The organism is Microbacterium sp. 22242, assembly GCF_052045495.1.
In the GTDB taxonomy this organism is placed as follows: Bacteria; Actinomycetota; Actinomycetes; order Actinomycetales; family Microbacteriaceae; genus Microbacterium.
In genome coordinates this window covers 85091-109768 of record NZ_JBQEOZ010000011.1, presented here as the reverse complement: position 1 = coordinate 109768, position 24678 = coordinate 85091, and the positions used below count along the sequence as shown (strand labels likewise).

The 24678-nt window shown below is 69.8% G+C and carries 25 protein-coding genes, 1 tRNA gene and 1 pseudogene; 19 read left to right on the top strand and 8 right to left on the bottom strand.

Annotation, left to right across the window (positions count from 1 at the left end; translation table 11 throughout):
* The first annotated feature begins 2 nt into the window (after positions 1-2).
* The 11 genes and pseudogenes from ACTJJZ_RS13060 to ACTJJZ_RS13010 form a co-directional block, all read left to right on the top strand.
* A complete protein-coding gene (locus ACTJJZ_RS13060) occupies positions 3-620 on the top strand; it encodes an NUDIX domain-containing protein (RefSeq protein ID WP_440721619.1) in 618 nt (205 codons plus the stop codon).
* Position 621: 1 nt separating this feature from the next.
* A complete protein-coding gene (gene xerD, locus ACTJJZ_RS13055) occupies positions 622-1524 on the top strand; it encodes a site-specific tyrosine recombinase XerD (RefSeq protein WP_440721618.1) in 903 nt (300 codons plus the stop codon).
* 90 nt (positions 1525-1614) lie between these two features.
* A complete protein-coding gene (locus tag ACTJJZ_RS13050) occupies positions 1615-2481 on the top strand; it encodes a ParA family protein (protein WP_440721637.1) in 867 nt (288 codons plus the stop codon).
* Complete coding sequence (locus ACTJJZ_RS13045; RefSeq protein WP_440721617.1) at positions 2465-3307, top strand: segregation and condensation protein A; 843 nt, start codon at positions 2465-2467, stop codon at positions 3305-3307. The genes ACTJJZ_RS13050 and ACTJJZ_RS13045 overlap by 17 nt, the downstream gene beginning before the upstream one ends.
* Entirely contained in the window at positions 3297-3893 is a 597-nt protein-coding gene (gene scpB / locus ACTJJZ_RS13040; protein WP_440721616.1) for an SMC-Scp complex subunit ScpB, read from the top strand. Before ACTJJZ_RS13045 ends, scpB begins: the two co-directional genes overlap by 11 nt.
* Positions 3890-4720: a pseudouridine synthase gene (locus ACTJJZ_RS13035; protein WP_440721615.1), complete on the top strand. Its 831-nt coding sequence runs from the start codon at positions 3890-3892 to the stop codon at positions 4718-4720. Before scpB ends, ACTJJZ_RS13035 begins: the two co-directional genes overlap by 4 nt.
* Entirely contained in the window at positions 4717-5838 is a 1122-nt protein-coding gene (locus tag ACTJJZ_RS13030; protein ID WP_440721614.1) for a prephenate dehydrogenase, read from the top strand. The genes ACTJJZ_RS13035 and ACTJJZ_RS13030 overlap by 4 nt, the downstream gene beginning before the upstream one ends.
* Positions 5831-6544 (top strand): (d)CMP kinase, encoded by a 714-nt coding sequence (gene cmk, locus ACTJJZ_RS13025; RefSeq protein ID WP_440721613.1) that lies wholly within the window; start codon positions 5831-5833, stop codon positions 6542-6544. Before ACTJJZ_RS13030 ends, cmk begins: the two co-directional genes overlap by 8 nt.
* Entirely contained in the window at positions 6537-8060 is a 1524-nt protein-coding gene (gene der / locus ACTJJZ_RS13020) for a ribosome biogenesis GTPase Der (RefSeq protein WP_440721612.1), read from the top strand. Before cmk ends, der begins: the two co-directional genes overlap by 8 nt.
* 118 nt (positions 8061-8178) lie before the next feature.
* Complete coding sequence (locus ACTJJZ_RS13015) at positions 8179-9249, top strand: Glu/Leu/Phe/Val dehydrogenase dimerization domain-containing protein (RefSeq protein ID WP_440721611.1); 1071 nt, start codon at positions 8179-8181, stop codon at positions 9247-9249.
* 130 nt (positions 9250-9379) lie between these two features.
* A pseudogene (locus tag ACTJJZ_RS13010) lies at positions 9380-10258 on the top strand (NUDIX domain-containing protein); the annotation flags it as partial.
* 340 nt (positions 10259-10598) lie between these two features.
* Here ACTJJZ_RS13010 and ACTJJZ_RS13005 read toward each other — a convergent pair.
* From ACTJJZ_RS13005 to ACTJJZ_RS12990, 4 genes are all read right to left on the bottom strand, one after another.
* The gene (locus tag ACTJJZ_RS13005; protein ID WP_440721610.1) at positions 10599-12095 is read right to left on the bottom strand and encodes an HNH endonuclease signature motif containing protein; all 1497 of its coding nucleotides are present in this window, start codon (positions 12093-12095) and stop codon (positions 10599-10601) included.
* A gap of 154 nt (positions 12096-12249) precedes the next feature.
* A complete protein-coding gene (locus ACTJJZ_RS13000) occupies positions 12250-12633 on the bottom strand; it encodes an RNA-binding S4 domain-containing protein (protein ID WP_440721609.1) in 384 nt (127 codons plus the stop codon).
* Positions 12630-13301: a lysoplasmalogenase family protein gene (locus ACTJJZ_RS12995; RefSeq protein WP_440721608.1), complete on the bottom strand. Its 672-nt coding sequence runs from the start codon at positions 13299-13301 to the stop codon at positions 12630-12632. Before ACTJJZ_RS12995 ends, ACTJJZ_RS13000 begins: the two co-directional genes overlap by 4 nt.
* A 49-nt stretch (positions 13302-13350) precedes the next feature.
* A complete protein-coding gene (locus tag ACTJJZ_RS12990) occupies positions 13351-13935 on the bottom strand; it encodes an N-acetyltransferase family protein (protein WP_440721607.1) in 585 nt (194 codons plus the stop codon).
* A gap of 120 nt (positions 13936-14055) precedes the next feature.
* On the opposite strand from ACTJJZ_RS12990, the gene ACTJJZ_RS12985 reads away from it, so the two are divergent.
* Positions 14056-14132 (top strand) — tRNA-Pro (locus ACTJJZ_RS12985).
* Positions 14133-14231: 99 nt separating this feature from the next.
* The gene (locus ACTJJZ_RS12980; RefSeq protein WP_440721606.1) at positions 14232-15251 is read left to right on the top strand and encodes a hypothetical protein; all 1020 of its coding nucleotides are present in this window, start codon (positions 14232-14234) and stop codon (positions 15249-15251) included.
* 4 nt (positions 15252-15255) lie between these two features.
* On the opposite strand, the gene ACTJJZ_RS12975 is transcribed toward ACTJJZ_RS12980, so the two are convergent.
* Both ACTJJZ_RS12975 and ACTJJZ_RS12970 read right to left on the bottom strand, forming a co-directional pair.
* A complete protein-coding gene (locus ACTJJZ_RS12975; protein WP_440721605.1) occupies positions 15256-16002 on the bottom strand; it encodes a site-specific integrase in 747 nt (248 codons plus the stop codon).
* 186 nt (positions 16003-16188) lie between these two features.
* A complete protein-coding gene (locus ACTJJZ_RS12970) occupies positions 16189-16584 on the bottom strand; it encodes a hypothetical protein (protein WP_440721604.1) in 396 nt (131 codons plus the stop codon).
* A 690-nt stretch (positions 16585-17274) separates the two neighbouring features.
* Between ACTJJZ_RS12970 and ACTJJZ_RS12965 the strand changes: the two genes are divergently transcribed.
* The 3 genes from ACTJJZ_RS12965 (at position 17275) to ACTJJZ_RS12955 (ending at position 19626) form a co-directional block, all read left to right on the top strand.
* Entirely contained in the window at positions 17275-17988 is a 714-nt protein-coding gene (locus tag ACTJJZ_RS12965; protein ID WP_440721603.1) for a DUF5343 domain-containing protein, read from the top strand.
* Positions 17978-18799 (top strand): hypothetical protein, encoded by an 822-nt coding sequence (locus ACTJJZ_RS12960; RefSeq protein WP_440721602.1) that lies wholly within the window; start codon positions 17978-17980, stop codon positions 18797-18799. The genes ACTJJZ_RS12965 and ACTJJZ_RS12960 overlap by 11 nt, the downstream gene beginning before the upstream one ends.
* A 320-nt stretch (positions 18800-19119) precedes the next feature.
* Positions 19120-19626 (top strand): metallophosphoesterase family protein, encoded by a 507-nt coding sequence (locus ACTJJZ_RS12955; RefSeq protein WP_440721601.1) that lies wholly within the window; start codon positions 19120-19122, stop codon positions 19624-19626.
* A gap of 153 nt (positions 19627-19779) precedes the next feature.
* On the opposite strand, the gene ACTJJZ_RS12950 is transcribed toward ACTJJZ_RS12955, so the two are convergent.
* Positions 19780-21012 (bottom strand): MFS transporter, encoded by a 1233-nt coding sequence (locus tag ACTJJZ_RS12950; protein WP_440721600.1) that lies wholly within the window; start codon positions 21010-21012, stop codon positions 19780-19782.
* A 186-nt stretch (positions 21013-21198) separates the two neighbouring features.
* Between ACTJJZ_RS12950 and ACTJJZ_RS12945 the strand changes: the two genes are divergently transcribed.
* From ACTJJZ_RS12945 to ACTJJZ_RS12935, 3 genes are all read left to right on the top strand, one after another.
* Positions 21199-22101 (top strand): helix-turn-helix transcriptional regulator, encoded by a 903-nt coding sequence (locus tag ACTJJZ_RS12945; RefSeq protein ID WP_440721599.1) that lies wholly within the window; start codon positions 21199-21201, stop codon positions 22099-22101.
* Between the two features lie 76 nt (positions 22102-22177).
* Positions 22178-22906: a histidine phosphatase family protein gene (locus tag ACTJJZ_RS12940; RefSeq protein ID WP_440721598.1), complete on the top strand. Its 729-nt coding sequence runs from the start codon at positions 22178-22180 to the stop codon at positions 22904-22906.
* The gene (locus tag ACTJJZ_RS12935; protein ID WP_440721597.1) at positions 22890-23732 is read left to right on the top strand and encodes an ADP-dependent NAD(P)H-hydrate dehydratase; all 843 of its coding nucleotides are present in this window, start codon (positions 22890-22892) and stop codon (positions 23730-23732) included. The genes ACTJJZ_RS12940 and ACTJJZ_RS12935 overlap by 17 nt, the downstream gene beginning before the upstream one ends.
* Positions 23733-23822: 90 nt before the next feature.
* Here ACTJJZ_RS12935 and ACTJJZ_RS12930 read toward each other — a convergent pair whose 3' ends face one another.
* Positions 23823-24389, bottom strand: a complete 567-nt coding sequence (locus ACTJJZ_RS12930; RefSeq protein WP_440721596.1) for a dihydrofolate reductase family protein — start codon at positions 24387-24389, stop codon at positions 23823-23825.
* Between the last annotated feature and the right edge of the window lie 289 nt (positions 24390-24678).

Genomic DNA, 24678 nt, shown 5'->3' with positions numbered 1-24678 from the left:
CCATGGATGACACTTCGTCGGTCTCAGGGACCGAGCACGAGCTCTGTGACGAGCAGTTCGATCCCGAGGTGGTCGCGACTGCAGAGGTGTACCGCGGCGCCGTGTGGAGCGTCTGCGAGGACCACGTCCTCTACGGCGGCCGCGAGATCGTGCGCCAGTACCTGGACCACCCCGGTGCGGTCGCGATCGTCGCCATCGACGACGAGGAGCGCGTGCTGCTGATCCAGCAGTACCGCCACCCGATCCGCTCGCGCGACTGGGAGCTGCCGGCCGGGCTGCTCGACGTCGTGGGCGAGGACCCGATGGGCGCCGCCCGCCGTGAGCTCGCCGAGGAGGCGGACCTCGTCGCCGAGGCGTGGGAGCCGCTGGTGTCGGCGTACACGACGCCGGGGAGCAACTCCGAGATCGTCCACCTCTACCTGGCGACCGGGTTGAGCGCGACGCCCGAGGCGTTCGACCGCGAGGACGAGGAGGCCGACATCCGGCCGGCATGGATCCCGCTCAGCGAAGCGGCGGACGGCGTGCTCGCCGGCCGCCTGCGCAACGGCATCCTGGCGATCGGCGTGCTGGCGGCTGAGAGGCGCCTTCGCGTCCGCGGCCGGCGTCCGTCCGGGGCGTGACGTGCAGCTCGACCGCGCTCTCGACGCGTACCTGCGGCATGTGACGATCGAGCGCGGCCTCGCCGAGCACACGATCGCCGCGTATCGGCGCGACCTCGACGCCTACCTGGACTGGCTGAGGTCGCGCGGCATCGCCGACACCGGCGAGATCACGGCGGACACCGTGGCGGCGTTCGCGACCGAACGGGCCTCTGCAGAACCGCCGCCTGCCGCCTCGAGTCTCGCGCGGCTGCAGTCCTCGGTGCGCGGCTGGCACCGCTTCCTCGCCCGGGAGGGCATCGCCGAGGCGGATCCCAGCTCTCGGCTGCGTCCGCCGAAGCAGCCGCGGCGCCTGCCGAAGGCGCTCACGTTCGATCAGGTCGAGCGGATCCTCGCCGCGCCCTCCGCCGAGGATCCGATCGGGATCAGGGACCGTGCGCTGCTCGAGCTGCTCTACGCCACGGGCGCGCGGGTGTCCGAGGCGATCTCGCTCGACGTGGACGACCTGGCTCACGGCGACGTGCTGCGGTTGCGCGGCAAGGGATCCAAGGAGCGGATCGTGCCGATCGGCTCCTACGCCCGGGCCGCGGTGGACGCCTACCTCACCCGGGTGCGGCCCGCGCTCGCGGCCAAGGGCAGAGCGTCGGCGAAGCTGTTCCTCGGCGCTCGCGGGGCTCCGCTCTCCCGGCAGAGCGCCTGGCTCGTCATCAGGGCGGCGGCCGACAGCGCGCAGATCAGCGCCGAGGTCTCGCCGCACACGCTGCGGCACTCCTTCGCCACGCACCTGCTGCAGGGCGGCGCCGACGTGCGCGTCGTGCAGGAGCTGCTGGGGCACGCCTCGGTCGCGACGACGCAGATCTACACCCACGTCTCGGTCGACACGCTCCGCGACGTCTACGCGACGGCGCACCCGCGGGCCCGCTGACACTGCCGTTCGAGCCGCTCCGCGGCGTGGGGGCCCGATCCCGTCGCGCCTCGGCGGCTATGATCGAGCGAGCACGACGAAGCTGGAGAACTGGTGGCCAAGAAGACGAAGGACGACAGCCCGATCGGACCGACCGGACGTCCCTATCAGGGCTTCCCCATCCCCGCACCGCTCAAGGCGCACGGTCCCGCGCGCATCATCGCCCTCTGCAACCAGAAGGGCGGCGTCGGCAAGACCACGACCTCGATCAACCTCGCCGCCTCGTTCGCCGAGTACGGGCGCAAGGTGCTCGCTGTCGACTTCGACCCGCAGGGTGCGCTGTCGGCGGGCCTGGGGATCCCGACGCACGACATCCCCACGGTCTACGACCTGCTGCTGGACACCAAGCGCGATCCCCGTGAGGTGATCGTGCACACGCACGTCGACGGTCTCGACCTGATCCCCGCGAACATCGACCTGTCCGCCGCCGAGGTGCACCTCGTGAACGAGGTCGCCCGCGAGACGATCCTGTCCCGCGTGCTGCGGCAGGTGGCGGGGGAGTACGACGTCATCCTGATCGACTGCCAGCCCTCGCTGGGGCTGCTCACCGTCAATGCGCTCACCGCCGCGCACGGCGTGCTGATCCCGCTCGAGTGCGAGTTCTTCGCGCTGCGCGGTGTCGCCCTGCTCATCGAGACCATCGACAAGGTGCGCGACCGGCTGAACCCGTCGATCACCCTCGACGGGCTGCTCGCCACGATGTACGACGCCCGCACGCTGCACTCCCGCGAGGTGCTGGAGCGGGTCGTCGAGGCGTTCGGCGACGACGTGCTGGAGACCGTGATCGGCCGCACCGTGAAGTTCCCGGACGCCTCGGTGTCGGGCGTGCCGATCACCGAGTTCGCGCCGGAGCACCCCGCCGCACAGGCGTATCTGCGGCTGGCGCGGGAGCTGGTCGCCCGTGGCGCCGTCGCCTGAATCGGAAGGACTCAGCGCGTCCGAAGACAGCCGGTTCCGGGTCTCGCTCGGCAACTTCGACGGTCCGTTCGACCTGCTGCTGAACCTCATCTCGAAGCACGAGATGGACATCACCGAGGTATCGCTGAGCAAGGTGACCGACGAGTTCATCGCGTACCTGCGCGAGCTCGGATCCGACCCTTCGACAGCGTCAGCCACCGATCTCGACGAGACCAGCGAGTTCCTCGTCGTCGCGGCGACCCTGCTCGACATGAAGGTGGCGGGGCTGCTGCCGCAGGGCGAGCTTGTGGACGCCGAATCGGTCGCGCTGCTGGAGGCCAGGGATCTGCTGTTCGCGCGGCTGCTGCAGTACCGCGCGTTCAAGGAGGTCTCCGCCTGGTTCGCGCGCAGCCTGCAGTACGAGGATCGGCGGCACGCCCGCGCCGTGCGCCTGGACGAGAGGCACCGCGCGCGCACCCCGGAGCTGGTGTGGACCCTCAGCGCGGCCGACTTCGCGGCGCTGGCGCTGATGGCCTTCGCGCCCAAGGAGATCCCGACCGTCGGCCTCGACCACCTGCATGCGCCGCTGGTCAGCATTCGCGAGCAGGCCGCGATCGTGGTGGCCCTGCTGCGCAGCACCGAGTCCGTCACGTTCCGCGAGCTCGTGTCCGGGGCGATCGAACCCGGGATCGTGGTGGCGCGCTTCCTGTCCGTGCTCGAGCTGTACCGGCACGCCGCGCTCTCGTTCGAGCAGCTGGAGCCGCTCGGCGAGCTGACGCTGCGCTGGTCGGCAGAGCACTGGACCGACGAGATGCTGGCGACGTTGGGAGCCGACTATGACCGCTGACACTCCGCAGGCGTCCGAGGGCGAGACCGTGATCGAGCTTCCGCTGACCGAGCGGCTCGAGGCGATCCTGCTCATCATCGAGGAGCCGCACAGCCTGGTGTCCCTGGCCGCGGCCGTGAGCGCGCCCGTGCCGGCCGTGCGCCAGGCGATCGCCCGGCTCGTCGACGAGTACGACGGGAACGGCCAGGGGCCGCGTCGCGGCTTCGAGCTCCGCGAGGTCGGCGGCGGCTGGCGGCTGTACGTCCGCGAGGAGTACGACGATCTCGTCGCCGACTTCGTGGGCGGGCAGGCGCCGGCCCGGCTGTCCCAGGCGGCGCTGGAGACCCTCGCCGTGATCGCCTACAAGCAGCCGGTGACCCGCAGCCAGGTCGCCTCGATCCGCGCCGTCAACGTCGACTCGGTCGTGCGAACGCTGCTCGGCCGCGGGCTGATCACCGAGCTCTTCCAGGACTCCGAGACCGGAGCCATCAACTACGGCACGACCGACGCGCTGCTGCAGAACCTCGGCATCAACTCGCTCGACGAGCTGCCGCCGATCTCGCCGCTGCTCGACGACGGCTCCGAAGGTTTCAGCGAAAGGGCATGATGACGACCGAACTTCCCCCCGGCGGACCCGCAGAGGGCGTGCGCCTGCAGAAGGTGCTCGCCAACGCCGGGGTCGCCTCCCGTCGCGTGATCGAGCAGTACATCGTGGAGGGCCGGATCAGGGTGAACGGATCCGTCGTCACCGAGCTCGGCCGCAGGATCGATCCCGAGAAGGACCTCGTCGACGTCGACGGCACCGCGGTGCAGCTGGACACCGGCAAGCGCTACGTCATGCTGAACAAGCCCACCGGCGTCGTCAGCACGATGAAGGACGAGAACGGGCGGCCGGATCTGCGCCGCTATACGAAGGACTACGAGGAGCGGCTCTACAACGTCGGACGGCTGGACGCCGAGACCAGCGGGCTGCTGCTGCTCACCAACGACGGCGACCTCGCGCACGTGCTCGCGCATCCCTCGTTCGGCGTGACCAAGGTCTACATCGCGAAGGTGGAGGGCATCGTCACGGCGCAGACGATCGCGAAGCTCACCAGGGGCGTCGAGCTCGAGGACGGTCCCATCGCCGCCGACAGGGCCCGGCTGCTGGACTCCTCCGCGGGTCCGCGCGGAGGCTCCAGCCTCGTCGAGCTGACCCTGCACTCCGGACGCAACCGCATCGTGCGCCGCATGCTCGCGGCGGTCGGTCACCCGGTCGTCGAGCTCGTGCGCCGCCAGTTCGGCCCGCTGCACCTGGGAACGCTCCCTGCGGGGAAGACCAGGGAACTGAATAGAATCGAACTCGGCGCGCTTCTCACCCTGTCGCGCCAGGATTCCCCTGCAGACGGCGCCTCCGATCGCTCGAGCCAGGGAGACGCGCAGGAGAGCAAGTGAGCGACACGAGCAGGACGCCGATCGAGCGTGCCGCGCGGCTGTCCGGAACCGTCCGGATCGTCGGCGCGGGGCTTCTCGGCGCCAGCATCGGCCACGCCCTGACCGCGAAGGGCGTCGACGTCGCTCTCGCCGACACCTCGCCCGCACAGCTGCGCCTCGCGATCGACTACGGCGCCGGCCGCGCCGCCCGCGGGGACGACCGCCCCGTGCTCGTGGTCGTCGCCGTGCCGCCGGACGTGACCGCCGACGTGATCGAGGCGGAACTCGCCCGGTTCCCCGACGCGGTCGTCACCGACGTCGCGAGCGTCAAGCTCGAGCCGCTGCGGGCGCTGCGCGAACGCGGCGTGGATCTCACCCGCTACATCGGGTCCCACCCGCTCGCCGGTCGAGAGCGCGGGGGAGCGATCTCAGCCCGCGCCGACATCTTCATCGGCCGTCCCTGGGTGGTCTGCCGCGACGAGGAGACCCGTGCCTCGGATCTCGCTCTCGTCGAGGGCCTGGCGCTGGACCTCGAGGCGATGCCGCTCGAGATGACGCCCGAGGAGCACGACCGTGCCGTGGCGCTCACCTCTCACGTGCCGCAGGTCGTGGCGAGCCTGCTCGCCGCTCGCCTCGCCGACGCCGAGGACGGATCGCTGCGCCTGGCCGGTCAGGGCGTGCGCGACACCACGCGTATCGCGGCCTCGGCGCCGGAGCTGTGGGTGCAGATCCTCGGCGCCAACGCCGCCCCGGTCGTGTCGGTGCTCGACGCTCTCGCCGCCGACCTCGCCGAGGTCGCCGACGCGCTGCGCGATCCCGAGCGCTCTGGATCCCGCCGCACCGTCGCCGAGGCGATCCGGCATGGCAATGAAGGCGTCGAGCGTCTGCCCGGCAAGCACGGCCAGAACCGCCGGTTCGAGTCGTTCGTCGTCATGATCGACGACACCGCGGGCCAGCTCGGGCGGCTGTTCGGCGAGCTCGGCGAGCTCGAGGTGAACGTCGAAGACCTGCGCCTGGAGCACTCGCCCGGCGCGCAGTTCGGCCTCGCCGAGATCAGTGTCGTCCCGGCCGCCCTCCGCGGCGCGATCGAGGGACTCGAGGCCAGGGGATGGCGGATTGCGAGCATGCCCGATGACTGACCTCTCTTCGCAGGCCGTGCCGTTCATCGTCGCGATCGACGGCCCCGCCGGATCCGGCAAGTCCAGCGTCTCCAAGGCGGTGGCGCGGCGGCTCGGCTACGGCTATCTCGACACCGGCGCCGCGTACCGCGCCCTCGCCTGGCACGTGCTCGAGCGCGGTGAGGACACCGCCGACGTCGACGCCGTGCTGGCCGCCGCCGCCGACTTCCCGTTCTCGCAGGGACTCGATCCCGATCACCGCGCCGTGCTCGTCGGCAAAACCGATGTGACCGACGCGATCCGCGAGCCCCGCGTCTCCGGGGCGGTCAGCGGCGTGGCGCGCGTGCCGGCCGTGCGCGTGCAGGTGAACGAGGCGTTCCGCCGGATCGTCGCCGAGTCGGACTTCCCCGCCGTGGTCGTGGAGGGACGCGACATCACCACCGTGGTCGCGCCGGACGCGCCCGTGCGGATCCTGCTCACCGCGGCCCCCGAGGTGCGCGCGGCGCGCCGGGCCGCGGAGCTCGACGCGGAGGACGCGGGTGCGGTCGCCGCAGCCCTGCACCACCGCGACGCCAAGGACAGCGCGGTGGTGGACTTCCTCACTGCCGCCGAAGGAGTCGAGGTCGTGGATTCGACCGACCTCGACTTCGACCAGACCATCGATGCCGTGCTCGCCGTGATCCGGCGCGCGGCATCGCCCCTGCAGCAAGGAGCCGACAATGGCTGACGACGAAGAATACGAGGGCGGCGAAGACCGCCTGGCCGAGAAGCTCGACGCGATGGACGAGGAGCTCGTGGAATCGCGCGCCGCGACCCTGCGCGCCGGTCTCGAGGACTACGACCTGGACGACGAGGACGCCGCGCTGCTCGCGGGTCTCGCCGAGGGCGAGGACGGGATCGAGTTCCTGCCCGCGCTGCCCGTGATCGCGATCGTGGGCCGCCCGAACGTGGGCAAGTCCGCGCTGGTGAACCGGATCCTGGGCCGCCGCGAGGCCGTCGTGGAGGACACTCCCGGTGTCACCCGCGACCGCGTCACCTACAAGGGCGAGTGGATGGAGCGACGCTTCTCGCTGGTCGACACCGGCGGCTGGGAACCCGACGCCAAGGGCATCGACCGATCGGTCGCCGCGCAGGCCGAGGTCGCGATCGACCTCTGCGACGTGGTGCTGTTCGTCGTCGACGCGATGGTCGGCGCCACCTCGACGGACGAGCACGTCGTGAAGCTGCTGCGCAAGAGCGGCAAGCCGGTGTTCCTGGTCGCGAACAAGATCGACGACGCCCGGCAGGAGCCGGAGGCGGCCGCGCTGTGGAACCTCGGGCTCGGCGAGCCGTATCCGGTGTCCGCGATCCACGGGCGCGGCGTGGCCGACCTGCTCGACGCGATCATGGCGAAGCTCCCCGACGTCTCGGCCGTGGCCAAGGCGGAGATCGGCGGTCCGCGCCGAGTCGCGATCCTCGGTCGCCCGAACGTGGGCAAGTCGTCGCTGCTGAACAAGGCCGCGGGGGAGGAGCGGGTCGTCGTCAACGACCTCGCCGGCACCACCCGCGACCCGGTGGACGAGGTCGTCGAGCTCGGCGGCAAGCTGTGGCGCCTGGTCGACACCGCCGGCATCCGCCGTCGCGTGCACCTGCAGCAGGGGGCGGACTTCTACGCCTCGCTGCGCACCTCCGCCGCGCTGGAGAAGGCCGAGGTGGCCGTCGTCGTGCTCGATGTGAGCCAGTCGATCAGCGTGCAGGACCTGAACATCATCGACATGGTGCTCGAGTCGGGCCGCGCGCTGGTGCTCGCGTTCAACAAGTGGGACCGCCTGTCCGACGACGACATGGAGAACCAGGATCGTCGCCGTTACCTGGAGCGCGAGATCGAGCAGGATCTGGCGCACGTCGCCTGGGCTCCGCGCGTCAACATCTCCGCGAAGACGGGCCGTCACCTGGACAAGCTCGTCCCGGCGCTCGAGACCGCGCTGGAGAACTGGGACCGTCGCATTCCGACCGGGAAGTTCAACGCGTTCCTCTCCGAGCTCGTGGCCGAGCATCCGCACCCGCTGCGGGGCGGCAAGCAGCCCAGGATCCTGTTCGGCACGCAGGCGTCCACGCGCCCGCCGACATTCGTGCTGTTCACGACCGGCTTCCTGGATCCGGGCTACCGGCGGTTCATCCAGCGCCGCCTGCGCGAGCTCTACGCGTTCGAGGGCACGCCGATCGTGATCAACATGCGGGTGCGCGAGCGCCGGCAGCGCTGAATCGGGGGACCTCTCTCCGGCGACTTCCGCGCGCCGCTCGGGCAGAATGGACTGCGGATGCCGCAAAGCCGTGGCATCCGCAGATTCCCGCCCACAAGGCCTTCCGGAAGAGACTGCGATGACGCATACCCTGCCCCTGCCCGATTTCACCCACGAGCGCGTGGAGGTGATGACCGGCCGGCGCAGCGGACTCTTCATCGCCGTGGCGCTGCACTCGTCGGTGCTCGGATCCGCGCTCGGCGGCGCCCGTCTGTGGGCGTACCCGCAGTGGAGCGACGCGCTCGGCGACGCCCTGCGGCTGTCGGCCGCGATGACCCTGAAGAACGCCGCGGCCGGGCTCGACGCCGGCGGCGGCAAGTCCGTGATCCGGCTCGAGCCGGGCGAGACGCTGGACGAGGACCGGCGGCGGGCGGCCTTCCTCGACCTCGGGGATGCCGTGGAGCTGCTCGGCGGCGCGTACCGCACGGCGGAGGACGTCGGCTCGACGACCGATGACATGCTGACCGTGAGCGAGCGCACCGCGCACGTCGTCGGGCTGCCGTCGGCGGTCGGCGGATCAGGGGAGCCCGCGGGCCCGACGAGTCTCGGCGTGCACGCGTCGCTGGCGGCGGTGCTGCAGCGGGTCACCGGATCGGCGGACCCTGCAGGGCGGCGGATCACGATCTCGGGTCTCGGCCAGGTCGGTGGCCGCCTCGCGCAGCGGCTCGCGGACGAGAGCGCGCTGCTCACGGTGACCGACATCAATCCGGCGCGGCGCGAGCTCGCGACGTCGCTCGGCGCCACGTGGGCCGAGGCGGGGACCGAGCATCTGCTGCCCGCCGACGTGTTCGTGCCCTCCGGGATCGGCGGCGTGCTCACGGACGAGGTCATCGACGCGCTCGACGCGAAGGCGGTGTGCGGACCGGCGAACAACCCCCTCGCGGACCGTTCCGGCGCGGAGCGTCTCGCCCGTCGCGGAATCCTGTACGCGCCGGACTTCGTCGTGAATGCGGGCGGCGTGATCTACCTGGACCTGGTGGCGAAGGGGATCGGCACGGGCGAGGAGATCATGGCGCGCGTGGCAGGCATCGGCGACACCGTGCGGCGGATCCTCGATGAGGCGGAGGAGCGCGACATCACGCCCCTCGTCGCGGCGGAGGAGCTCGCGGCGTCGCGACTTCGCGCAGGTGCTGCGGCGTCGGTGCGCTGAGGCGCCGTCGCCGTCGCCGTCGCCGTCGCTTTCGCCGTCCCTTCCTTCTGGCGCGGTGTTTCCGCGGTGGGCGTGTCCGACTGAGTCCTCGGGCGCGCCCGCCGTCGGACGACTGTGACAGGGTGGAGGGGTGACGATCGTTCCCCCTGCGCCCGGTGAACCGCGACGTCCGCATGGTCCGCAGAACAGCGGCGATGCGTGGGTCGTGGCGGCGACGGGGGAGCGGTACTGGGGTCGCTACGGGGCGGCCGGACTGCTCGCGTACGACGCCGAGCGCGGCGTGCTGCTGCAGCACCGGGTGGCGTGGAGTCACCACGGCGGCACCTGGGCGCTGCCCGGCGGTGCGCTGCACGACGGCGAGTCGGCTCGCGAAGGCGCGATCCGCGAGGCGCAGGAGGAGGCGGGCGTCCCTGACGGCTCCGTGCGCGCCCGCTTCGAGAGCGTGCTGGACCTCGGGATCTGGAGCTACACGACCGTGGTCGCCGATGTCCTGGTGCCGTTCGAGCCCGTGATCAGCGATCCGGAGAGCCTTGCGCTGGACTGGGTTCCCGTGGACGAGGTGGATCGACGCGACCTGCACCCGGGCTTCGCCGCGGCGTGGCCCGAGCTGCGCGGGCTGCTGGAGGTCAGACCCGTCGTCGTCGTGGATGCCGCGAACGTGGTCGGGTCCGTGCCGGACGGCTGGTGGAAGGATCGTGCAGGCGCTACGGGCCGGTTGCGCGATCGACTCGACGCGTGGGCCAGGGCCGGCGTCTCAGCCGAACGGGTCGCGCTGGACTCCACCCGTTGGCACCCCCGTGTCGTGCTCGTGGCGGAGGGGCGGGCCCGCGAGCTCGCCGATCCCGCGGACAGTGCGGACGTGGCGTGCGCGGTGGAGATCGTGCGCGCGTCCGGTTCCGGAGACGACGCGATCGTCGAGGTCACGGAGGATCAGCTCTCGCGCGGGCGTCGGGTGTTCGTGGTCACGAGCGACCGCGGTCTGGCCGAGCGGATCGCGGCATTGTCCGGAGACGCTGCGGCCGCGGACGATGATGCGACGGCCGGTGGTGATGCGACGGCCGGCGATGGTGCGATGGCCGGCGATGGTTCGAACGCGGGTGATGCCGCGGCCCGTGATGGGGCGAATGCCGGTGAGCCCGCGGTGGTCGGGAACACTGCGGTCGCGGGCGACGGCGCAACGGCCGGTGACGCCGCGATCGCCGAGGTGCTGCCGGTGCGCTGGTTGCTCGACCAGCTGAACGAGGCCTCTGCCTAGTCCGCGACCTCAGTGTCGGATCCCTGCCCGCCGGACCCCGCATTGCGGGACCTCGCCTCGCCGAACCCCGCTCGCCGGACCCGGGCCCGCCGGTTCAGACGAACATCACGCGTCGCGGTGCCGGATCCTGATAGCGGCGCCGGAGCGGGCTGATCCACTCGATCGAACCATCGGGAAGCTGGCGGGCATACCACCGGTGTTCTTCGTCGATGTCCGGATGTTTGAGCGGATGATGGGCCCGGCAGAAGCAGGCCAGATTGTCCAGGCTGGTCGCGCCGCCCTGCGCATGGTCATGATTGTGATCGATGTCGCATCTCAACGCCGGCGTGTGGCAACCCGGGAACCGGCAGCGCTGGTCACGGGCGCGGAGGAAGCGCTTCATCGACGTCGTCGGCGTGTACCGATCGGTCTTGGTGATCATCCCTCCTGGATCGAGGAACAGCCGGTTCCATCCGGTCGCTTCGGCGGCCAGGCGCCGGGCGATGTCGGGATGTAGCGGTCCTCGCCCGTCGAGTTCGGCGAGTCGATCGTCCTCTCCGATGAGGGTTGACGCCGCGATGGTCACCTGGACGGTGGCAGTGATGCGGTCGAGCCCGGTTCCGAGAGCCTCGCTGGGACGACCGGCCAGCAGCAGATCGATGAACGCATCGGCCTCGATCCGCCGGCGGGTTCGGCCATCACCGGCGACGAATTCGATCCCGGCTTCCCGGCCACACCCGATCCGGTCGCGAACGGAACTGCTTCCGTTCTCGTCGTCCGCGTGCTCAGGATCCGTGACGTAGGTGGTGCCGGCGAGGATCGAGAGCTCGTACGCCTCCCGCCGAGGGTCCGCGGGATCCAGGTCGTACGGGTCGAGTTCGCCGTCCGCCGGAGGCACCGCCTCACCGGCGGGGTCGCCGAAGACGGCGCCCATGGCGACCTGGATGTCGCTCCTGGTCCCGACAGCGATGGCGCCGGCCAGCTGCGTGAGCCTGTCCATGATTGCGACGGCATAGATCTCGGGGAGCACGGCCGTCAGCAGCGCCAGCCCGTCTTCCAGAGGACGCACTGTGATGCAGCGCTCGCCGGCGGCGCGCTCGTGCCGTTCCCGCAGCGTCTCGCCGCAGAGGACGGCCGCGACCTGCTTCGCGTGCACCCGTGACCGGGCGGGGGAGTCCTGCTCTGCGACGACCAGGACGGCCGCCTCGTAGGCGGCGAAGATCTCCTCCGGCAACTCGCCGTTCCGGACGGCGTCGCGGAGCGGTTCGGCAGCCGCGATCAGAACGTGCGCGTGCGGCGCCGTGATGATCCCTGCGCGCAATGCGCCGTGCAGTCCGGGGAATGCGGCGGCCAGCGCTTCGGCATCGGCGAAAGCGGCCTCAATGCTCCCGCGCGCGAGACGGCCTGCGGCGGAGTACTCTGCGATCATCGAACGGCGCATCGCATCCCTCTTCAGGGGAGCAGCCTTCGCGTCCTCGTCGAAGAGCGCCGCGCGCGACGCGAGAAGATCCGCTGCATGCCCCTCCAGACGCGCAATCTCCGCGCGGGTCGCCAGCCACTCGTCCAGCAGCGCGCCGCGGTCGGCAGCGAGGGGAGAAGTGGGCTGGTTCATGACTCCAGTTTAGAACAAAGATACGAAAAATGAAAGAGGCTGTGGACAACTTCTCGACGCGGAGTCTCTGAGCGGCAGACCGCTGGCGTCGGGGCGGGGCCGGGAACGAGGGCGTTTCGCGGGGAGATGCAGCGCTGCTTCCGCACCACCGTCGTCAGCCGTGATCGCGCCCGCGCAGACGGTCGATGTCCCGCCGTTCCCGCTTCGTCGGGCGACCCGCGCCGCGATCGCGGAGACCCGCGGCAGCCACCGGATCCCGAGGCGGCGTGCGATCCTCGGCAGCGACGGCGGCGAGCGGAGCGCCGACGCGCTTGACGAGCGTCTGGCGCACGACGAGGATCCGATCGAAGCCGCTGATCCGCACGCGCAGCTCGTCGCCGACCTTCACGGTCTGCGCCGCCTTCACCTTCTCGCCGTTGAGCCGCACGTGCCCGGCCCGGCAAGCAGTGGTCGCAGCGGAGCGCGTCTTGAAGACCCGCACCGACCAGAGCCAGCTGTCGATCCGGACCGGGCCGCTCGCCCAGGGTTCCACGCTCATGCGCCCACCAATCCGCGACGGAGGCCGCGGAGCGCGCCCGCGACGATGAGACCCTGCGCGATCGTGTAGGTGACCATGACCGCGGGGCTCGTCCAGTCCGGCATGGCATCGGGGAGGAACAGTCGAAAGGCCAGGATCGTGTCGCTCGCAAGGAAGAACGCGCCGCCCCACGCGATCATCGGCCGACAGCGCGCCGCCGTCGCGGCCGTCCCGGCGAGGACGATGCCGTACGCGCCCACCGCGATCAGCAGCGCCCCGGTGTGCGGACCGAGCACCAGGATCATGAGCAGCCACCACACCGCGTACACGGCGGTCCACCACGGCAGACGCCGCACGCGCAGGTGCCGCACGAACAGCGCGATGTAGGCGACGTGCGCGAGGCCGAAGAAGCCGAGCATGAGGGGCAACTCGGGCGCGGAGGGGAAGAACAGGCCCGCTTCGTCGCCGAGCCACGAGAAGAACAGGGCGGCGAGGAGCAGGAGGACGGCGCCGAGCGGTGCGAGGCGGCGCCGGGCCAGGATCACCGGCAGCGCGAGCAGCGGCATCAGCAGCGCCTTGGTCGGCGTCATCAGCGGGTTGTGCGCGGCGTCGGCGATCACGTGGATCACGGAGACGACGATGTAGGGCGCGAACAGCCACAGGGCTCGGAGTCGGGTGCGCCTGTGCATCCCTCCATCGTAGGATCCGGCACCGTGACGACCGGCGACCAACGCGGCGCTACGCGTCGAGCACCAGACTGACCAGCGGTCGCCCCGATCGCAGCTCTCCCGCGACCGAGAACCCCGCGGCGGCGAAGGTGGAGAGCGCTCCGTGGAACAGGTCGTTCGATGAGACCGTCATGGCGGAGGTGTCGACGGGGTACCCCTCGATGACCCGCGCTCCAGAGGAGCGGGCGTAGTCGACGGCCGCCTTCAGAAGCGCGGCATTCAAGCCTTTTCCGCGCTGGTCGCGTCGGACCGAGAAACAGGTGACAGCCCACACGCTGCCGTCGTCGAGCGGCTCCTGGGTGGCGGCGACGATGTTGCGTGTGTACCCGAGTCGTGTCTGCGATGGGCGCGGCCCGATCCGGATCCACCCCGCGGCCTCTCCGTCGACGTAGGCGACGATGCCGGGCGGCGGACCGCTCGTGATTTCATCGTGCAGCATCTCGGTGCGCTCGGCCTTGGTCGTCTTGTTCCAGTCCTTGTCGCGCAGGACGGGCCAGATGCACTGGCAGGAGGCGCCGTCGCCCCCGCCAGTGAGCGCCCGCTGCACGTCGTCCCACTCCGTGGGCGTCGCTGCCTTCGTCGTGATCGTGGTCATATCGGCACCCTACGCGGAGGCTCCGACATCCGCGCCGCGCCCGGCCGCCGCCGGGTTTCGCGGAGGCTCGGGGAGTCGGCTACGATGGGTGAGTTGCCCGCGCTCCGGCGCGGTCGTCCACGGGCTGTGGCGCAGCTTGGTAGCGCACTTGACTGGGGGTCAAGGGGTCGCAGGTTCAAATCCTGTCAGCCCGACCAAATAAGGCCCGGAAACTCGCGAGAGTCTCCGGGCCTTCTGCATGTCCGGGAAACGTCAAGGGCTCCAAAAGGGCTCCAGCTGGTGGCGCTACTGTCAATATGGAGATCATGGTCGAGACGCAGGCAAAAGGTCAGGGCGTAAGCATCGGCGTCGCTCCCGTGTCCGGGCTCGCCACCAGCATGGCCGCGGCATCAACGCAAGCGGCGCGAGCAACGCTCCTCAACTACACCAGCGATGGACTCTACGTGAAGCTTCGAACCGCACTGGAGGCTGGGGCGGCCACCGAGTGGTTAGTGCGCGCCGCACTCGCTCGGTTGAGCCCGTCGCTCTTGGCGCTTCGGACCCATCACGACTCAGTGCTCGCGCTCTCCGGCGCGAGGACGCTCAGCGACCCGTTGGAGCTGCGCACGATTCCGACGTCCGAGGTGCTGACGATTCTGCTCAAGGCGCACCCGACGATGGCCTCGCTGCGGTCAGACGTCGATTTCATCATGAGCGTTCGGAATGGCGCAGCCCATTCGGGGTTGGTCGCTGCCGCGTCCTTGGAACTTGCTGCTCGGAGGCTTGTTCGCGTAGCTGAAGCACTGATCGAGGAAGTTGGGCTGACTCGGGAAGATTACTGGGGTGCGGAGTTGGCTGGCGTCGCGGCCGGAATCAGCGCGGACTTCGAGAATGAGATCGCGGCTCGGGTCAGCAGCAAGATCGCCGCAGCAAAGGCAAGGCTGAAGGATTTCGTCGCTGGGATTCCGAAGGCGCAACTGGAACAGACGCTCACCGCACTTGAGTCGCGACATTCCTCGGTCTTGATCGCAGATGACTCAGAGGATCATGAGTACAAATGCCCATCGTGCGAGCGCCGGGCTTGGGTCACGTACCTCCGGCAGCACGGTGAAGAGGGCAGTCTCGAAGTCGACTATGACAGCGAAGGGTATCCCGAGAGCGCCTCGGTGATGTTTGAGGTCGTCCTCGTTCCCATGATCTTGCAGTGCCCCGTTTGCGGCCTGATCCTCGATGCACAGGACGATGAGCTCTCCGGGCTCGATGACGTTGAGGAGCACGAGGGAGAGCCACACTTCGTCGATGCGAGCGAGTACTACGCCGATCAGGATCCCTACTGACTCCCTAGCGTTCGATCGCTACGATCGCCGCAGGTCGGGCTCCGGCCAAGATATGCGCGGAAAAGGCAGCGCGGTGTGCGCTGAAGTCGCGAGGACGGACATGCGCGTAGACCTTGTCGGTGATGGCGTAGCTCGCGTGGCCCATCGCCCGGGATAGCTCGTGCATGTCGAGCGCGCGGGACTCCAACGCCAGCGTGGCGAACGTGTGGCGTAGCTCGTGGAAGTGCGGGCCGTCGAGTCCAGCGCGGGTAGCAGCAGGCTTGAACGTGTAGCGGTAGAAGCCCTTGGGGTCGAAGGTGTGCTCGTAGCTGAGCTTGTTGTGTCCCGGCACCTTGCCCGGCCACAGCCCCGCCTCCAAGTTGTCGCGGTGTGGGTGCTGGCGCAGATAGACGCCGACGTCGCGGAACAGCCCGTCGTCCAGAATCGGCACATCGCGAACCGCCCGCGCCGTCTTCGGGGCGCCGAGGACGTAACCCTTGCTGGTGTGCGTCATGTTCCGACGCACCTGCATCTCGCCACGGCGCAGATCGATGTCCCGGATGCGCAGCGCTGCTACCTCGCCAATGCGCAGCCCGGTCAGAGCGCCGAACCGCACCAGCAGATCGTACGATGGCTGGGCCGTCAGCTCGGCAACCCGCGGGCCGACACCCTCCGTGGTGCCCATGACGTCGGCGACGAAGTTCTCGGCGCGGCCGATCATGAAGGTTTCCAGTTCTCGCACACGGTCGAACGCCGCCTGGTCGATGTCCATCACGGCCTCGATCTCAGCCTGACGGTTGCTGTACTGGGCTTCGCGGGCGGCGATGCGCGGGTTGTCCAGGGTGCCGGGACCGATGTTGTTGACGATTGTTCCGCCGCGGTGTCGCCGGTCGGTGTTGCGGGTGCGGTGTCTTCCAGGCCGGTCACTCGGGTTGCAGTAGTCATCGGTATTCCTTTCTCAGATGCGCCGCGTGCGGCGCGCCATGTCGGCGAGGCGCTCCTGAGTGGAGCGCTTCCGGTCTTCGGCTTCCAGCGCGACCTCGAACTGGACGAGTGCGCGGTCGAGCGCTGCCTCGACACGGCTCTGCGTGGTCTTGAGCTGCTTCTGCACGTTGCGGAGCTTGGCTTCGGTCGAGGCCGTCTGCTTTGGATATGCGGCTAGGCCGGTGGCCTCATCGATCTGCTTGTGCTGCTGGTCGATGGCGTAGTTCGGGGGCATGGTGTTCCTTTCGTCATGGATCTCGGTGGGGTTCAGCGGGTCGCCGTACTCGGCGATGTGGGTCTCGTACTGGTCCAACTCGGCCTGCGTCAGGTGCGCGCGGGCCATGTCGGCGGCGCTGAGTCGCGTGCTCATCGGCGGCTGTACGTCGTCGGCTCTAGCGCAGCGGCAAGGCCGGGGTCTGTGAGAGCGAACGGCTGGAGCCCCGCGATGAGCACCTGTCGCGTGAACGCGGATTTGCTGAGTCCGGCCGCCGCGGCGAGCGATGCGATGACATTTGCCAATTCGACGGGTACCTGAGTTCGCACATCTACGCTTTCTGGAAGGTGCTTAGGTCGCGCCACATCTTCTCCTAATTAATTGGGGCGTTAAGGCTATTATCCCTTGCGCTTTGAATGGGTGATTAATGAAAGCGGGAGAATAGACGTAACCGACCACAATAGGGAGATGGAACAATGGCGCAGCGATATGACAAGCCGAGCGAATACGGCGGCGGGGACGGGATGAACTTGCGCACCCCTGCCGGCCAGTCCCGCGAGCTAAGTGCGGCGGAGCGAGCAAGGCTGATACGCACTGCAGGGATCGCGGACAGCTTGCCGAACGGCACCGATCCGAGGAGTACGGCGAACGGCTCGCCTGAAGTTCATCACCGCGCCCACGAGGATGGCGCGTAACCTACGAGAACGCCACCGGGCGGGAGCTTACCCAGTCGGTGGCGTTCTGCGCGCGGAGAGCCGACGCGGCGGTCTGGGGTGCTCGCGCGTGTCAATCCTCCTTCTTCGGCAAGCTTCGCCATAATGCAGGTACACAGGGAGAGGCGTTTACGTGGCTGAATCATCTACTGGGGGCGAAACAAAGGTTTCGTATCCGTACTTGTCCGCGAACCAGTGGAACGGCATCAGGGCTAGTCTCAAGCAGTCTGTTCCGAAAACGATCGATGTCGACTGGGTGATCGCGAAGCTCGACACCACGCAGAAGTCTGCCCAGAACGTCCTGCCGCAGCTAAAAGCGCTGGGCATCGTGGATGCGGACGGCCGACCATCAGACCTGATTCCGGACCTGCGCGATGACGACACATACGCGGCTGCATGCCAGCGCATTGTGGAGCGTGTTTATGCGGACGGTCTACGCAACGCCTATTCAGAGTCCGATGCCGATCCGGTCAAAGTCGCGGCCTGGTTTGCGCGCAATGCTGGAACGGGTGACGTGATGTCGCGGAACCAGGCGAAGCTCTACCTGCTTCTGCTTGGAGGCGAGCTGCCGTCGGCAGACGATACGAGCGCCCAACCCAAACCGCGGAAGAAGTCCGCAACCCCCGCAAGCACGGCGCGGCAGAGGCCAGCCGCAGACTCGAAGCCGCGATCCCAGGAAGGAGCCGAGTCGCGGGTTGCGCCTCCGACCCCACCGGCACCGTCGGGCGGGTCCGGTGTGTCCCCGTCGCTCCACATCGATATGCAGATTCATATCTCGGCCGATGCTGGCGATGCTCAGATCGAGGCAATCTTCAAGAGCATGGCGAAACACCTGTATGGGCGCTGAGGACTCGTTGCGCCAGGCCCTCGACATTGTGAGAGCAATCCAGCTTGATACCCCGGCGTTGGATGCGGTCCAGAAGATTACTGCGGCCACCACTACATACGCGGCAGATGAGGGTCTGACTGTCTTTGTTAGCTGGGCTCACACGCAAAAGGGTTGGAATCGGCAGATGATCCAGCTTTGGCAAGAGAGCGTAGCGACCCTTGCGTCCACGCTGCGGCAGAAGTTCGGCATCGATGCGGATGTCGATCTCTTCCACCTGGACGAGATGGTCGACTGGACAAGGTTCGGTCAGCGGGCTGTCGAGCAAGCGGGTCGCGTTGTCGTTGTTCTCTCGCGGTCGTGGGCTGAACGGTGGAGCGGGACGAACGCGCCGACCGAGGGAGCAGGAGCCGCACGCGAGGCCGACACGTTGCACGGGCTGTTCAGCAAAGACCAGTCGGCGTGGCAAGCGAAGATCATCGTCGCCGTGCTCCCCGACGTTGACGAATCAATCCTGCCTCCCGACATGGACAGGGTGCCACGAGTCAGAGTCGATCCGTCGAACGTGGACTCTTACGACGATCTCGTACGTCTACTGACCGGCCAACCGCGATACCGGAAGCCTCCGCTAGGTTCCGTCCCCGAGCTTCCTCCACTCGATCCGCAACGGAATCTGGCGACCCTCCGCTCTCAGCTGCTGGATGTTCGAGACCAGGAGAAGGCCGCAAAGGCCAACCGAACGGCCGAGGGGATCGTGCAGCGCGAACGGCTTCGCGCACAAGAAGCGACCTTGCTCGGGATCATCGAGGCGAGCGAACAGTCTCAGGAGTAACAATCAGGGCTCCAAAAGGGCTCCAACGACGCTTCCCGAGTGTTCCCGAAGGTTCCCGCCAGCTCTCCCGAAGCATGGAGAGATTCCCGGAAACACCCGCGCAGTCGGCCTGTTTCGGGAACCGTCGTCAACCTCAGGAAACGGTTCGGCGCTGCCTGGGGGTCAAGGGGTCGCAGGTTCAAATCCTGTCAGCCCGACCGAAAATCCCCGGTGAGAGCAGGTTTCTCACCGGGGCTTCGTTATGCCGTTCAGCGCTTCGGTGACGATGTCGGAAACCTCCCCGCGGACCGGGCAGCGCTCCTGTCGCCATGATGGAGGGCATGACGACGACGCTGCTCCTGCTCGCCGACACGCACATTCCGGCGCGGGCGCGGCGGCTCCCCGCTGAGGTGCTCCGGACCGTCGACGAGGTCGACATCGTGGTGCACGCGGGGGACTGGGTGGACGTGGCGACGCTCGATCTTCTGCAGGCCCGGTCCCGGCGCTTGTACGGCGTGCACGGCAACAACGACGGGCCGGAGCTGCGCTCCCAGCTGCCGGAGGTCGCGCGCTTCTCCGTCGAGGGACTCGAGGTCGCGGTGATCCACGAGACCGGGCCAGCCCGGCAGCGGGAGGAGCGCATGGATCGGGCGTTCGCGGACGTCGACGTGCTGGTCTTCGGGCACTCGCACATCCCGTGGGACACGGTCACGCGGGGCGGGATGCGGCTGCTCAACCCCGGGTCGCCCACCGGCCGCCGTCGGCAGCCCGTCTGCACCATGATGACCGTGCGGCTCGAGGCCGGCGCACTGGACGTGAGCCTGGTCCCCGTGGATCGCTCCGTGTAGCGAACCGCCCCCAGGCGAGGACGATTTCGCGGGGCGATTCGGGAGCGGGCCGGACGGCGGTGCGTCGCGAGTGCGCCAGGCCCGGGCGAGGTCCCGACGACGTGATCGCGACATGCCGCCGTTCGGCGGCCCGGGACGCCCGTGCGGCCCCGCTCAGCCGGCCCGACGCACCCCACCCCGTGCCGCACGCGCCGTGACGACCGCGAGCACGGCCGCCACGAGCAGAACTCCTGCGGCGGCCAGGAAGGTCGCCCCGTAGCCGGAGCGGTCGAAGAGGATGCCGCCCGCGGTCGAGCCCAGCGCGATCGAGAGCTGGATCGTGGCGACCATCAGCCCGCCGCCGGCCTCCGCCTCGCCGGGCATCGCATCGGCGATCCAGCTCCACCAGCCGACCGGGGCCGCGGTCGCGAGCAGCCCCCACAGGCCGAGCAGCACGATAACGGGCACGAGCCACGCTCCTGCCGGTACCAGCGCCACGGCGATGACCGCCATCAGCACGGGGATGGCGATCAGCGTCGGATACAGGCCGCGCCGGAGGAATCGGCCGATCAGCGCCGTGCCGGCGAGGCCCGCGGCGCCGATCACGAGCAGCGTGAGCGACAGCGCGGTGGGACCGACCTTCGTGACGGACTCGAGGAACGGTCGCACGTAGGTGAACAGCACGAACTGGCCCATGAAGAACGCCCCGCACGCGGCCATGCCGAGCGCGATGGAAGGCCGGCGAAGCGGCCCGAAGATGTGGCGGGACACCCTGCCGCGGGCAGGCCCTGGCATCGAGGGCAGGCTGATCCACTGCCAGATCAGCGCCCCCAGGGCGATCGGGACCAGGCAGGAGAAGGCGCCGCGCCAGCCCACGATGCTGCCGAGATAGCTGCCGATCGGGGCGGCGAGCACCGAGGCGAGCGCGTTGCCGCCGTTGAAGACCGCGAGCGCCCGCGGCACCTGCGCGGCGGGCACGAGCCGCATCGCGGTGGCGGCGGAGAGCGACCAGAACCCGCCGATGACGATGCCGATCAGCGCACGCCCGATCATGTAGACGAGGTAGTTCGGGGCCAGGCCCACGAGCGTCGCGGACAGCGCCATGATGAACGTGAGCCCGAGCAGCAGCGGCTTGCGGTTCAGGCTCCCCGCCAGCGGCGAGATCGACAGGCTGGTGAGCACGGCGAACAGACCGGAGATCGCGATGCCCTGGCCGGCGAGGCCCTCGGTCACCCCGAGCTCTGCGGCGAGCGGTGTGAGCAGGCTCACCGGCAGGAACTCCGACGCGATCAGGGCGAACACGCACACCGACATCGCCAGGACTCCGCTCCAGTTCGCGGCGCGGTCGGCGCTGTCGCCCCGGTCTCGTCCGCGGGCCGGGGACGATGGCTGTTCCTCGTGCGTCATCGGAATCCTTTCCTGGAGCGGCAGGCTGTCGGCAGGCGCCGGCGGGACGGAGGCTGCGGACGATCCGATGTCGGGGATCGGGCCGCTCGACCACGACACCACATCCCCGTCGGCCGGGGGAGTCCGGGGCGAGACGGGTACCCGGAGGGCCTCCCTCCCGCGGAGCCGGTGGCCTAGCGTGGACGCATGGACAACCGGGCGGAAGTACGCGAGTTCCTCACCTCGCGCCGCGCTCGGGTGACCCCGGAGCAGGTCGGGCTCCCCGCCGGATCCAACCGCCGGGTGGAGGGGCTGCGCCGCACCGAGGTCGCCGCCCTGGCCGGCGTGAGCGTCGAGTACTACACGAAGCTCGAGCGCGGAGCGATCGGCGGCGCCTCGCCGGAGATCCTCGACGCGCTCGCCCGGGCGCTGCGCATGGACGATGCGGAGCGGGCGCACCTGTTCGATCTCGCCCACGCCGCGAGCCCCGTCGCACGGCCGCCGCGCCGCCGCAACCCGAGGCTGTGGACCCCGCATCCCAGCCTGCAGTGGATCCTCGACGCGGTCACCGCCGGTCCCGCGTTCGTCCGCAACGGCCGGATGGACATCCTGGCGGCCAACCTGCTCGCCCGGGCGTTCTACAGCGACACCTTCGACATGCCGGGGCAGCCGCCGAACATCGCCCGGTTCACCTTCCTCGACGAGCGCGCCCACGCGTTCTACCCGGACTGGGACATGTTCGCCGAGGTCACGGTCGCGATCCTGCGCACCGAGGCCGGCCGGGATCCGCACAACAAGGACCTGCACGACCTGATCGGCGAGCTCTCCACGCGCAGCACCGAGTTCCGCCGGCTCTGGGGCGCCCACGACGTGCGCCACCACGGTGCCGGCATGAAGACCTTCCACCACGCCGTGGTCGGCGAGATGACGCTCGCCTACGAGGGGCTGGAGATGGCCGCCGAACCGGGACTCACGCTCACGATCTACACCGCCGAGCCCGGTTCGCCGTCCGCCGAGCGCCTGCAGCTGCTCGCGTCCTGGGCCGCGAGCGAGTATGGACCGGCGCCCGCCTCGGAGAGGCCGGAGAGGGCCACGCCGGACCCGCACTGAGACAGGCCTCTTGCATCGACCGGGCCGCGGTGTCAACGGCCTCGCGGGCGGCGCGTCGCCCGCCTACCGTGATCGCATGGCGCTCACGAACCTCTGGCTGGTCAGACACGGAGAGAGCATCGGCAACGTCACCGCGTCGCGCGCGGAGAGCGAGGGGCTGCGCACGATCCCGCTCGACGTGCGCGACGCCGACGTCCCGTTGTCGCCGACGGGAGTCGAACAGTCCCGTGCTCTCGGCGCGTGGTTCGCCGGGCATCGCGAGGCGATCGATCTGTGCTGGGTCTCGCCGTACCTGCGCGCACGGCAGACCCTGCAGATCGCCGCCGAGACGGACGACACCGCTCCCACCCCGATGATCGTCGACGAGCGGCTCCGCGATCGCGAGCTCGGCATCCTCGACCTCCTCACGGCGAAGGGGGTGGCGGCGCTGCATCCCGACGAGGCCGAGCGCCGGCGGCGGCTGGGCAAGTTCCTCTACCGTCCGGCCGGAGGGGAATCCTGGGCGGACGTGGCGCTGCGACTGCGGTCGTTCCTCGCAGACGCGCTCCCGCAGCCGTCCACCTCGGCGGTCATCGTCGCGCACGAGGCGGTCGTGATGCTCCTGCTGTACCTGCTGCTTCCGCTCGACGAGTCCGAGCTGCTCGAGTTCGCGGCGACCCACGCGGTGGGCAACGCCTCGGTGACCCATCTGGTCCGCCAGGGTGCCCGATGGGAGCTGCGCGAGTTCTCCGGCGTCGAGCACCTCCAGCACCAGGGAGCGCCGGTGACGCTGCACCCGGGGGATCCGCATGTCCGCCCCGAGTGAGACCGTCACGCCGCGGCTGCTCCGGCAGTGGCGGCTTCCGGATCCCGGGATCTCCAAACGATCCCGGGGGCAGGTGCTGGTCGTCGGAGGCTCGCGCAGATCTCCCGGCGCGCCGGTGCTCGCCGCGGAGGCGGCGCTGCGCGTCGGCGCCGGACGCCTCGGGGTGGCGGTGCCGTCGCGCGCCGCCACGGGCCTCGGCGCGGTGATGCCGGAGGCCGGCGTCCTGCGGCTGCCCGATCGTGGGCCCAGCCGGCTGCCACGAGACGTGCGCCAGGAGGTCGTCGCGGCCGACGCGGTGCTGGTGGGGCCGGGGCTGGTCGATCCGCGGCGGACCAGGGCGACCCTGCTCGCGGTCGCCGCCGCCTCTCCCTCCTGCCTCGTGCTCGACGCGTTCGCGCTCGGGATCCTCCCCGGGGTCGACCGCGCCCTGCTGCCCGAGCACCTGGTGCTGAACCCGAACCGGGACGAGGCGGGGATCCTGCTCGGCCGTCGCCTCTCCGGCGACCTCACCGGGGACGTCATCGAGATCGCCCGGCGATACCGCGCCGTGGTCAACTGCTACGGACACATCGCCGATCCCGCCGGCTCGACCTGGCACGTCGTGGACGGCGGCCCCGAGCTGGGCAGCTCGGGTAGCGGCGACGTGCTGGCAGGTGCCATGACCGGCTTCATCGCGCGGGGCCTGGATCCCGTCCGCGGAGCGGTCTGGGGCAGCTGGACGCACGCGAGGGCCGGCGCGCGCCTCGCCCGCCGGCGCGGCATGGGGTTCCTCGCCCGCGAGCTCGCCGCCGAGCTCGCACCGACGGTGCGCTCGGTCACCGGCTGACGCGGCCATCCCATCTCCTCGCCGGGTTGGGCACCGGCTGACGCGGCCGCACTCGCCTCGCCGGGGGCGGTGGGACGGCCGCTCGCCGCGTCAGCGCCCGGGAGGGCCGTCCAGCACCGTGGGGACGTACTCGAGCAGCTGCAGCCGTCCGTCGAAGGTGCGCGACTCCACGAGGTCGAGGCGGACGTCCGGATAGCCGTCGAAGATCCGATCCTGCCCCGTGGCACCGGTGATGACCGGGAAGAGCACCACCCGGTATCGGTCCACGAGGCCCGCCAGGAGCAGGGAGCGGCAGAGCGCGATGCTGCCGAGCGTGCGCAGCGGGCGACGAGACTGCTCTTTCAGCCGGCGCACGTACTCGACCGCGTCCGCGCGCACCAGTCTCGAGTTCTGCCAGGTCAGCGGCTCCTCCAGCGTCGACGAGAACACGTGCTTCTCGATGCCGTTCAGGACGTCCGTGCCCTCCTCGCCGCCGGCCGTGAGCGCGGACATCAGCCGGTACGTGGTCGCGCCCATCAGGAGCGGGGCGTCCTTGTCGTGCGCCGCGTCCAGCCAGGCGAAGTACTCCGGCCCGCCCATGCCCCAGAGCCCTGGCCAGCCCTCTGCCGCGCCGTAGCCGTCGAGGGAGCAGATGAAGTCGATCGTGAGGGTCTGCATCGCCGTCTCCTTCGCACTCGCGACCGCGGAAGCGGTCTTCGCCGCGCGGTCGCCTCGGCTCGGAGTCTAGGCCGATCGGTGCGCGGGCGGAACCCGGGCGATCGGGCGGATCTGCGGGACCGCCAGCGGTCCGGCCGAGGCGCCGCCCATCGCCGCCGGCCGAGACGACCGCGGGTGAGGACGATCAGACGCCTCGGGCTCACACGGCCGGTCCGCGCCCGAGAGGTCTTCGACACGAAGGCGTCACGTTCCGCGCGACGGTCCGAAACACGGATTTCCTAGCGTGGTG